This is a genomic window from Mycobacterium sp. Soil_C_30, assembly GCF_057656995.1.
The window spans coordinates 1-10,914 of record NZ_JBDGJH010000041.1 but is presented as its reverse complement, the minus strand read 5'-3'; the positions used below and the strand labels follow the sequence as shown (position 1 = coordinate 10,914).

The window sequence follows — 10,914 nt, the reverse complement described above, 5'->3', positions numbered from 1 at the left end:
GGCAACGCCTCGTTGTTCACGAAGTCATGCAGCACCTTGGCGACCCGCAAGTTACCCACGGTCACACGCTCAGTCATCGATCCACCGCCTCTATCCTGTTGTTCCCGCGCCGACCGCCATGGACTGTCGCAGATCGGCATGGGAGACTGCGCTCTCAGCAACGGCAACGCCGGAGCCGGGAGAATCATTTCATATCGTGGAATGATCCTCTCGTTTAGAGAATCATGGAGGTAGCGTTGTGTCAACGTTGGCCACATGGTCAGGCGTCCTGTGAGCGCCCCCGCCGGTGGGGTGCAATCCCTGCATCGAGCGCTCGACGTCCTGGAAGGCGTTGCGGCGAAGGGTGGAAGCCAGACGGTTGCCGAGATCGCTGCCGGGGCCAACCTGCCGGTGCCGACCGCGCACAGGCTGGTGCGCACGCTCGTGGAGCGGGGGTACATGCGCCAGCTCCCCAATCGCAGTTACGCGCTGGGGTTTCGGTTGGTCCCCCTGGCCTCGGCCGCGAATGCCTCGGTAGGCGCCGGTGCGCTACCGGTGTTGGCCGAACTGGTCGAAGAACTCGGCGAGACCGCCAACCTCGCCGTGCTCTCCAGCGAGCAGGCGGAATACATCGCCCAGGTGCCGTCTAAGTTCAGCATGCGCATGTTCATCGAAGTGGGCCGGCGTGTCGAGCTGCACTGCACCGGGGTGGGCAAGGCGCTGCTGGCTCAACTCGACACCTCGACCATCAACGCGATCGTCGACCGCCGCGGACTCACGCGCCATACCGAACACACCATCACCACGCGGGTGGCTCTGCTGGCCGAGATGGAGCGCATCAAGCGCCGGGGTTACGCCCTCGACGATCAGGAGCAGGAGATCGGGGTGCGCTGCGTGGCGGTGCCGGTCGCCCTCGATGTACTGAGCTGGATCGCCGTGTCGGTCTCGGGCCCTGTCACCCGGATGACCGATGAGCTGGTTGAGCGCGCGGTGCCGCTGTTGGTCTCCGCGGGTGCGCAGTTGGTGAGCAACGCGTCGGAGGGTGCAGCGGACTAGCCGTCGTGGAGTGCTGATATCGGCATACGAAACGCTCGGCGCCCGATGCCGCCCAACAGGTCAGCGTAGTACCCACCGGTGCCTTCAGCGAAGGCCTCGAGTACGGCGGCGGCATGGGCGCGGTCCAGCTCGGACGGCTCGTCGGCCGCGAGTTCGTTTGTCGGTAACCGCATCCCGAGCTGATCACCACCGCGGTCATCGCTGTGCTCGCCGTGGCCACGATCGCTGTGCAGCTGGGCCCCGGCGACGAGAACTCCACGCCGTCGCAGGCGGGGAAGTGGTGCGCGAGAACAGTCATCTACTGAACTCGGTGCCGGGCGGCGAAGTGACTTTCGTCGAATTCCTGGACTTCGAGTGCGAAGGGTGCAAAGCGGTGTACCCGGCGGTCGAACAACTCCGTGCCGATTACGGCGACCGGGCGAATTTCGTGATCCGGTACTTCCCGATGCCGGGTCATTTCAATGCCGAGCGGGCCGCGCGTGCGGTGGAAGCGGCGGCACAGCAAGGCCAACTCGAGGAAATGTGCAAGAAGATGTACGACACCCAAACCGAATGGGGAGAGCAGCGAGTCCCGGAGGACGGCGTATTCGTTATTTCGCAACAGAACTCGGGCTCGATAAGGCTCCCCACGACGCCGCCTACGCTGACCCCACGACACTGCAGCGTATTCAACTCGATATCGCCGACGGCCAAGCGCTCGGAGTGCAGGGCACCCCTACCTTTTTCGTGAACGGTGCTCGGCTGCAGCCACGCAGTTACGACGACCTCACGGACGCGCTCGACGAGTCGCTGGCCGGCTGAGGGGCGCGGCGTTGTGTGGGGGCTCACGTGGTACTGCTCCAGGTGGTACGTAGCCGGCCGGCGGTTTGCCCTGCATGTTTGGATATCGCCGAGACGGCGCGACGGGTCGCAGACTAGGTTCTCGGTAGTCAAGGTGTCCGTTAAACGAATGAGGAGCGGCGATGTCCGACGGGCTGGGTGGTCAAGTAGTGGCGCCGGTCTTACCCGGTGGTGGGGTGTTGCCGTTCCCTCCGATTCCGTCCGCCAGCGTCGCAGGCCGCACACTCGCGGAATCCACCTACACACCGCGAACGGTGCCGCGGCGTCTGCACCGGGACGCGCCCAACATCGTCATCATCCTGATCGACGACGCCGGTCCGGGGTTGCCCACGACCTTCGGGGGCGAGGTGACCACGGCGACACTGGATCGCATCGTCGCCGAGGGGGTGTCGTACAACCGGTTCCACACGACCGCGATGTGTTCGCCCACCCGTGCGTCATTGCTGACGGGGCGCAACCATCACGAGATCGGAAACGGCCAAATCGCCGAGCTGGCCAACGACTGGGACGGGTACGCGGGCAAGATTCCACGCTCGAGTGCCACCGTCGCCGAGGTGCTCAAGCAGTACGGATACGCGACGTCGGCGTTCGGTAAGTGGCACAACACGCCCGCGGAGGAGACCACGGCCGCCGGCCCCTTCGAGAATTGGCCCACCGGGCTGGGTTTCGAGTACTTCTACGGATTCCTGGCCGGCGAGGCCTCCCAGTACGAACCGCATCTGGTGCGCAACACCACCGTGGTGAGGCCGCCCCGCACCCCCGAGCAGGGCTATCACCTTTCCGAGGATTTGGCCGACGATGCGATCGGCTGGCTGAGGAGGCATCGGGCCTTCAATGCCGACAAACCGTTCTTCATGTACTGGGCCAGCGGCTGCCTGCACGGCCCACACCACATCATGAAGGAATGGGCAGACAAGTACGCCGGTAAATTCGACGACGGCTGGGATGCCTACCGGCAGCGGGTGTTCGAGCGGGCCAAGGACAAGGGGTGGATCCCGCAGGACTGCCAACTGACCGACCGTGACGAAACGCTGCCGGCGTGGGAGGACATCCCCGAGGACGAGAAGCCGTTCCAACGTCGGCTGATGGAGGTGGCCGCCGGATACGCCGAGCATGTCGACGTTCAGGTCGGCCGGATCGCCGATGAACTGGACAGCCTTGGCTACGGTGACAACACGCTGTTCTTGTACATCTGGGGGGACAATGGCTCCTCCGGCGAAGGCCAGAACGGGACGATCGCCGAACTGTTGGCGCAGAACGGGATTCCCACCACGGTCCGGCAGCACATCGATGCCCTCGACGAGCTCGGTGGGCTCGACGTCCTGGGTTCGCCGCTGGTGGACAACCAGTACCACGCGGGTTGGGCATGGGCAGGATCAACGCCGTACAAGGGAATGAAACTGCTGGCATCGCATCTGGGTGGCACCCGCAATCCGATGGCGGTGCGCTGGCCGGCGAAAGTGGCTGCCGACACCACACCCAGGGATGTGTTCCTGCACTGCAACGACGTGGTACCCACGATCTACGAAATCGTCGGTATCGAAGCCCCTCGGACTGTGTACGGAGAACCTCAGATCCCGCTGGCCGGAAGCAGTTTCGCGCGCACCCTGGTGGACCGCACCGCACCGGGCGGAAAGGTGACCCAGTACTTCGAGATCATGGGCAGCCGCGGCATCTACCACGACGGCTGGCTGGCCTGTGCACGCGGACCGAGGTTGCCCTGGGTTCCAGGTCAGCCCGAGGGAATCGCGACGTGGACACCCGATCACGACACGTGGGAGCTGTATGACCTCGACAACGACTGGTCGCAGGCTCATGACCTGGCCGGTGCGCATCCCGAGAAGCTCGTCCAGATGCGGGAGATGTTCGCCATCGAAGCCGCGCGCAACGCCGTGCTGCCGGTCGGTGGAGGTTTGTGGGTGCCGGTGTATCACCCCGAACTGCGTATCGCCCCGCCGTATTCGGAGTGGACCTTCGCCGGAGACATGGTGCGGATGCCGGAGTTCTGCGCGCCCGCGCTGGGCAACAAGAACAACGTCGTCACCATCGAGGCCGACATTCCCGCTGACGTCAATGGTGTGCTGTATGCACTCGGGGGAGCTGCGGGCGGGTTGACCTGCTATTTCGACGGCGGCCACTTGTGCTACGAGTACAACCTGTTCATTCTGTCGCGCACCATCATTCGCTCCGCCGCCAAGATCGAGCCGGGCCGGACGACGATAACAGTGGCCACTCGATACGCCGAGCAGCGTCCGGCGGGTCCACTCGATGTCACCGTGACCATCGGCGAAGCCACCGTCGCGTCCGGTCGAGTTCCGGTGAGCGCGCCGCTGTTGTTCACCGCGAACGACTGCCTCGACATCGGCACGTGTCTGGGCTCGCCGGTGTCCCGTGACTACCACCATCGGGCACCGTTCCCGTTCGAGGGCCGCATCGACCGGGTTCACGTCGCCTACACCTGAATGGGTGCCCGTGCGACAGCGCGCTGTTGGACTACGGCGGGGCCCAGGATTGACCGGTGGGGCGGCGATAGGGCTCGAGTAGCTGGTCGACGGGTGCATAGTCGTCGGTGAGCACTTCGGCGTCACCGGTCCACGCGGTGAGGTCGGCGCCGCTGATGGTTTCCCACCCGGTGTTGTTGGCGTGCAGGGCGAGTTGGATGGCCGATGGATCGAGCGGTCGGTCGGAAGCGGCGACAACAAGATTGCCGCCGTCATTTCCGGGCCGGGTGCAGACCACGACGTGATCGAACACCCGGCCCAGGGTCACCACCTCGGCTCGCGCGAACGCCAGGTCGCCGTGATCGATCAGGTTGGCGGCGTAGACGCCGTCGTCGGTGAGCACCCGCTGAATGTCGGTCATCGCTTCGACAGTGGTCAGATGCCATGGGACACTCACGCCCCCGAACGCATCACCGACGATCAGATCCCGGCTGCCGGCGTCGAGGCGGCGCAGGCCGAGCCTGCCGTCTTCCACGCGGACGTCGATGCCGGCACCTGATTCCAGTGCCAGTTCGTCGCGGTCGATACGCACCACACCGGCGTCGATCTCGGAGACCAGACTGTCGGTGCCCGGCCGCGTCGCGGCGAGATAGCGCGGGAAGGTCAGTCCGCCACCGCCGAGGTGATAGGCCGTCAATGCAGTGCCGGCCGGGAACGCGGCGTCGATCACCGAGGCAAGGGCGCGCACGTAGGCGAACTGCAGGAAGAGTGGATCGTCGACGTCGACATAGGAGTGCCGTACACCGTCCAGTACCAGCGTGCGACCGGTGTCGCGATCGGGGTCGGCGAGCACCCGGGCGCAATGGTACTGCGTTTCCGCATCGCAGCCGCCCGGCGCGAAATAGCTTGTGACACCGCCGGCCACGAGCGCCAGCGCCAGCCCTGCCGCCGCGGCGTTGCTCCACCGGCGCATGCGCCACGCGATCACGGCGCCGCCGACCATCAACAAAGCGCCCAGGCCCACCAGGATGGCACTGACCGGTAGGTGCGAGATCAGGACGAAGCCGGTGACGACGGTGCCGGCGATGGCGCCGACGGTGCCCACACCCGACAACTGGCCGACGACGGTCCCGGTCTCGGCGAGACGCAGCAGGCGCAACTTGGTCACCATCGGCGTCACCGCGGACAGCAGTGCGCCCGGCACCAGAATGGTCACAGACGCGATCACCAGGAGCGTGGGTGGCGCCCACTCCGCGACCGCACGCAGCGCCGCCGGGGTCAGCGCCACGACAGCCCCCGATACGGCGAGCGAGGGCCCGAGAAGCCGGCGCGGATCGATGCGGTCGGCGACGCGGCCACCTGCCCAGGAGCCGAGTGCGATGGCCGCGAGCGCGATCCCGATCACCAGCGTGCTGGTCTCCAGCGTCAGACCCAGGTAGGGAGCCAGCAATCGCAACGCGGTGATCTCGACCACCAGCACCGCGGCCGACGATCCGAACACCAGCGCCGCCGCGGCACGGGATCCCAGGCCGGTCGACGACGGCTCATCAGGTGACGGGGACGGTACGGTCACACGCTCCATCCTGACCCATGTCGGCCGAGGGCAGCCCCTCCGGCGCTTAATCTGTTGTTCGGAGGGAGGGGCGATCATGCGGGTGTTACTCGTCGAGGACGAGGAGCGGTTGGCCAGCGCGCTGGCTATGGGCCTGCGTGCTGAGGGTTTTGTGGTGGTGACGGCGCCGACGGGCGTCGAGGGGCTGCACGAAGTCATGGAGAACGCCTACGACGTCGTGATACTCGACATCATGATTCCGGAGCTCAGCGGCTACGAGGTGCTGCGGCGTATGCGGTCAGCCCAGCTGTGGACGCCGGTCATCATGCTGACCGCCAAAGACGGCGAATACGACCAGACCGACGCTTTTGATCTCGGCGCCGACGACTATCTGATCAAACCGTTTTCGTTCAAGATCCTGGTGGCTCGCCTGCGTGCGTTGATGCGGCGGGGCGCTCCGGAACGGCCGGTCATCTTGACGGCCGGATCGCTGTCGTTGGATCCGGCGCGGCGGGTGGTCTGCCGTGATGGCAAGTCAATAGCATTGACGCCCAGGGAATTCGGAGTGCTGGAGTATCTCATGCGCAACAAGGACGTGGTGGTGACCAAGAGCGACATCCTGGTCAACGTCTGGGACGCGCACTACAAGGGACCGGCCAACGTCGTCGAGGTGTACGTCGGTTACCTGCGACGCAAGATCGATATTCCCTTCGGCACCAACACAATCGAGACTATCCGGGGCGTCGGATACCGGTTGTTACCGTAACGGCAATCTCATCGTCACGACGGTTCCGCCGTGTGCTCGGTCGGTGATGTCCACCGTGCCGTGATGGCCGGCTACGATCTCGGCCACGATCGCCAACCCCAGACCCGTGCCACCACCACGGCGGGAGCGGTCGGCGTCCAGGCGGACGAATCGGTCGAAGACCCGCACCCGGTCCGCCACCGCCACACCTGGCCCGTCATCACCGACCCGCAACACCGCAACCCCCTCGACCACCGCCACCGACAACTCGATCATCGACGCCGCATGACGCACCGCGTTGTCACACACATTGCGCACCGCACGCCCCAACGCCTCGGCATCACCGACCACCGACACCGCCGCCACCTGCACATCCACCCGCAACGACGACGACACCACCGCCACCCGCGCCGCCTCCGCACCCAACACCTCATCCAGACGCACACACTCACGCCGCAACGCCAACCCACGCTCATCAGCACGGGCCAACAACAACAAATCCTCGATCAACAACTTCATCCGATGCGCCTCGGGCAACAGGATGTCGGTGGCCAGCTGGTGGTCGAGCAGTTGTGGGTGCGCTTCGGCGACTTCGAGCGCCGAGATGATGGTCGCCAGTGGGCTTCTCAGTTCGTGGGAGGCGTCACCGACGAACTGGCGCTGCGCCTTGTCGGCCAGCTCGATGCGGGCCAGCATCGCGTTCATGGTTTCCGCGAGCGCGGAGATCTCATCGCGCCGCGGGGGTACCGGCACCCGCTCATCGAGCCTGGATGCGGAGATCTCGGACACCTGCGCCCGAATGGCGTCCACTGTCTTCAGGGAGCGCTGCACCAGGCGGAAACTGACCATGGCCGCTACCGCGGTGACCAACAGCGCCGCAACCCCGAGCAGAATGGCCACGGAGATGACGGTGGATTCCACGGCATTGCTGTCGCCGCCGACCATGACGGTGAAACGGCCACTGTTGGTCTCGATGGTCTGCCCGCTCAACCGCATGTTGTCGTCGGGGGTGTAGTCGTCGCGCAGGGTTCGGGGCGCCTGCGAGCCGAACTCCGAGGGCGACACCAGTGGTGTGGCGGGGGCGCCGGCGGAACGGGCCACCACCTGGCCCGCGGCGTCGACCACCTGTACGGCTGACACATGATCGTTGGTGGCCAGCAGCGCACCGTCGAGCCCGGGCAGGCCTTCCTCGCGCAGCGTCGCCGCGATGTCACCGACCCTGGCTGCCGAACTGCCGTCGATGGCCAGGAACGACGTGAAGAGCACGCTGGTCGTCACGCCGAGCCCCGCCAGGAAAAGTGACAGGAGAACCACGGCCGCCGACACCACCGCAGAGCGCGCAGGGATACCCCAGTGCCCAGGACGCAGCAACCTGGGCAACATTGATGCCCGTGTCGCCACGCCGTCCATAGTGGCAGTGTCGCGCGATGCGGCTAAGAGGGCGCTGAGAAGGGTTTCTCAGCGCCCTCTCAGTGGCGGCGAAATACCATCTGCGCCGTGGAGCTGATCGGCGACGGCGACGTGGGTCGACTGGCGGTCGCCCAACGGCTTCGTGAGGTACGTCAGCACCTCGGGCTGTCCCACGCCGACGTGGCGGAGTACATCGGTATGGGCCCGGACGAGGTGGTGCAGATCGAGACCGGCGCCAGGAGCGTCGAATGCCTCGAATTGCGCCGGCTGGCAACACTTTACGCCTGCCCGGTCAATTACCTCCTCGGTATGGAGGATCCGTCCACCGGTACCACCTCGGCGCTGAACCGGGTCCTCGGAGAACTGCGGACCGAAGACCACGAACGCATCCTTCGATTCGCGCAGCTCCTGCGACGTCAACACACCCGCGCACCACAGCTGCGACTGGTGAAACCGGGCGAGGTGGCACCAGCATCCGGAACCGAGGCGCGCGTGACGGACACGCACCGGCCGCGAACCCGCCGGATCGATTAGCGACGCGCCCCCCGCACCACTCGTGCGCCAGTATGGAGGCGTGGCGGCGGCAGCGGAAGACACGGCGGTGTCCGGGGTGTCGCGGACGTGGGGTTTCTCCGGGCGCGCGGCCACCACTGCGGCAGCGGTGGTTCTGGTGGCCTGGGTCCTCGCGTCGGTGGGCTTCGTCCTACTGTTTCACCGCCTCCTGACGGCCGGGCTGGATGAGGCGGCGCGCGCACGAAGCGCCGACATCGCCGCTGCGTTGCAGGTTGAAGCGCCTTCGGAGATCGACGCCGGACTTCTGGCCACCGATCTGCGGGTGCGGGCGGTGCAGATCGTCGATTCCCGCGGCCAGGTGGTGCGCGGTTCGCGAGATGCCCCGGCCACACCCATGACGCCCACGGCCGGCGTCCGGGTCAGCGAACGAACCGAGGGCGTCTACACCGTGGTGGTGGCCACCGATGCTGCTGCCGTGGGCCATTCGGTGCGGCTGGTCGCAGCAGTGCTCGCCGGCGCCACGCTGCTGGTGGTACCGGTGGCCGCCGGGGTCAACTATCTGATGGTGCGCCGATCGCTGCGCGCGGTCGAAGCCATGCGCTCCCGCCTCACCAGTATCTCGGCGGCAGATCTCGACGCGCGGGTCCCGGTGCCGTTGGGCCGCGACGACATCCAGGCGCTGGCCGTCACGATGAACGCCATGCTGGACCGGATCGAGTCCGGCCAGGCGCGGCAACGCCGGTTCGTGGGGGATGCGTCATACGCTCTGCAGGGCCCGGTCGCCACCATCTTGGCAGCGCTCGAAAGCGTTGGGAGACAACCACACCTGTTGAGTGGTGAGCTCGCGTCGACCATCCTGTTGCCCGAGGCGCATCGGATGAAGTTGTTGATCGAGGATTTGTTGTTGTTGGCCCGTGCTGATGAGCGTGGGTTGGCGTTGCGGCGTGAGTGTGTGCGTCTGGATGAGGTGTTGGGTGCGGAGGCGGCGCGGGTGGCGGTGGTGTCGTCGTCGTTGCGGGTGGATGTGCAGGTGGCGGCGGTGTCGGTGGTCGGTGATGCCGAGGCGTTGGGGCGTGCGGTGCGCAATGTGTGTGACAACGCGGTGCGTCATGCGGCGTCGGTGATCGAGTTGTCGGTGGCGGTGGTCGAGGGGGTTGCGGTGTTGCGGGTCGGTGATGACGGGCCGGGTGTGGCGGTGGCGGACCGGGTGCGGGTCTTCGACCGGTTCGTCCGCCTGGACACCGACCATGCCGAGCCCCGCGGAGGTCTCAGCGGTGGCACGGGTCTGGGGTTGGCGATCGTGGCCGAGATCGTGGCCGGCCATCACGGCACGGTGGACATCACCGACCGAGCACACGGCGGAACCGTCGTCACGATCCGGATCCCGGGTGGACACGAAAGCTGACCGCGGCTCTCAGCGATTTCACAGCGGGGAGCGCCTAGGGTACGGCCGTTCTTCGGGCTAAGGTTCGCCTTACCTAATGGGGTAGCTCTGCAGACTGAGAGGTCGTCTACGTGAACGGTTTTCCCTTTGTCGCTGTGGCCGCGGCGGTGTTGGCGGGTGTGTCGTTGACCAGTTGCACGGCCAAGGAGTCGGCGTCCTCGGCCGAGCAGGACACCGGGGCGGCCGGGGCCGAGCAGGTCAGCGTGGAGGCCACCGACACCGAGTGCACCCTGTCGGGCACCGAAGGGGCCACCGGCGCCAACACCTTCGTCATCACCAACAACGGCACCAAGGTCACCGAGTTCTACGTCTACGGCGAAGGTGACCGGGTGATGGGTGAGGTGGAAAACGTCTCCCCGGGATTGCAGCGCACCCTGATCGTGCAGTTGACCCAGCCCGGCACCTACCAGACCGCGTGCAAGCCCGGCATGATCGGCGACGGCATCCGCGGTGACTTCACCGTGACCGGTCAGGAAGTGCAGGTCGACACCGAAGGCAAGTTCAAGGAAGCCTCCGACAACTACAAACGCTATGTGATCTCGCAGACCGAGGCGTTGGTGCCGGCGGTGGACGCCTTCGCCGCGGCCGTCAAAGCCGGCGACGTCGAGGCCGCCAAGGCGCAGTATCCGACGTCGCGGGTGTACTACGAGCGCATCGAACCGGTGGCCGAGTCCTTCCCCAACGACCTCGATCCGCGTATCGATCTGCGCGAGGCCGACCTCGAAGACGGCCAGCGCTGGACCGGCTTCCATGCGCTGGAAAAGCAGCTGTGGGTCACCGGGCTGCAGCCCGATGCCGCCGCGTTGGCCGATCAGTTGGTCGCCGATGTCAACGAACTGGCCGAGGGCGTCAAAGCGCCGGACTACAGCATCGATTCCACCCAGATCGCCGGCGGCGCGCAGGGCCTGTTGGATGAGATCGCGATCAGCAAGAT

General features: G+C 66.2%; 10 protein-coding genes and 1 pseudogene. 7 read left to right on the top strand and 4 right to left on the bottom strand.

All coding sequences use genetic code 11. The features are described 5' to 3' along the window. On the bottom strand, nt 1-77 hold a 77-nt coding region (locus tag AC3A6P_RS35845), incomplete at its 3' end, for a hypothetical protein (protein ID WP_487697393.1). Nucleotides 78-255: 178 nt separating this feature from the next. Here AC3A6P_RS35845 and AC3A6P_RS35840 point away from each other — a divergent pair. Further along, nucleotides 256-1,035, top strand: coding sequence for an IclR family transcriptional regulator (locus tag AC3A6P_RS35840; protein WP_487697392.1), 780 nt, complete (start codon nt 256-258; stop codon nt 1,033-1,035). Here AC3A6P_RS35840 and AC3A6P_RS35835 read toward each other — a convergent pair. After that, entirely contained in the window at nt 1,032-1,208 is a 177-nt protein-coding gene (locus tag AC3A6P_RS35835; protein WP_487697391.1) for a hypothetical protein, read from the bottom strand. The two genes, AC3A6P_RS35840 and AC3A6P_RS35835, sit on opposite strands and share 4 nt — an antisense overlap. Nucleotides 1,209-1,256: 48 nt before the next feature. Between AC3A6P_RS35835 and AC3A6P_RS35830 the strand changes: the two are divergent. Together AC3A6P_RS35830 and AC3A6P_RS35825 are read left to right on the top strand one after the other, a co-directional pair. After that, nucleotides 1,257-1,836, top strand: a pseudogene (locus tag AC3A6P_RS35830) (DsbA family protein). 161 nt (nt 1,837-1,997) lie between these two features. Next, on the top strand, nt 1,998-4,337 hold the full coding sequence (locus AC3A6P_RS35825; protein WP_487697390.1) for an arylsulfatase: 2,340 nt from the start codon (nt 1,998-2,000) through the stop codon (nt 4,335-4,337). 31 nt (nt 4,338-4,368) lie between these two features. On the opposite strand, the gene AC3A6P_RS35820 is transcribed toward AC3A6P_RS35825, so the two are convergent. Further along, entirely contained in the window at nt 4,369-5,889 is a 1,521-nt protein-coding gene (locus AC3A6P_RS35820; protein ID WP_487697388.1) for a fused MFS/spermidine synthase, read from the bottom strand. A 76-nt stretch (nt 5,890-5,965) separates the two neighbouring features. On the opposite strand from AC3A6P_RS35820, the gene AC3A6P_RS35815 reads away from it, so the two are divergent. Further along, nucleotides 5,966-6,634: a response regulator transcription factor gene (locus AC3A6P_RS35815; RefSeq protein ID WP_487697386.1), complete on the top strand. Its 669-nt coding sequence runs from the start codon at nt 5,966-5,968 to the stop codon at nt 6,632-6,634. Here the strand turns inward: AC3A6P_RS35815 and AC3A6P_RS35810 are convergent. Beyond that, nucleotides 6,626-8,023: a HAMP domain-containing sensor histidine kinase gene (locus tag AC3A6P_RS35810; RefSeq protein WP_487697385.1), complete on the bottom strand. Its 1,398-nt coding sequence runs from the start codon at nt 8,021-8,023 to the stop codon at nt 6,626-6,628. The genes AC3A6P_RS35815 and AC3A6P_RS35810 overlap by 9 nt on opposite strands. A gap of 87 nt (nt 8,024-8,110) precedes the next feature. Between AC3A6P_RS35810 and AC3A6P_RS35805 the strand changes: the two genes are divergently transcribed. The 3 genes from AC3A6P_RS35805 to efeO form a co-directional block, all read left to right on the top strand. Next, nucleotides 8,111-8,557 carry a helix-turn-helix domain-containing protein gene (locus AC3A6P_RS35805; protein ID WP_487697384.1) on the top strand — a complete coding sequence of 149 codons (447 nt, stop codon included), beginning with the start codon at nt 8,111-8,113 and terminating at the stop codon, nt 8,555-8,557. A 40-nt stretch (nt 8,558-8,597) separates the two neighbouring features. Beyond that, nucleotides 8,598-9,941: a HAMP domain-containing sensor histidine kinase gene (locus AC3A6P_RS35800; protein WP_487697382.1), complete on the top strand. Its 1,344-nt coding sequence runs from the start codon at nt 8,598-8,600 to the stop codon at nt 9,939-9,941. 110 nt (nt 9,942-10,051) lie between these two features. Further along, a partial coding sequence (gene efeO / locus AC3A6P_RS35795) for an iron uptake system protein EfeO (protein WP_487697380.1) occupies nt 10,052-10,914 on the top strand: 863 nt, incomplete at its 3' end.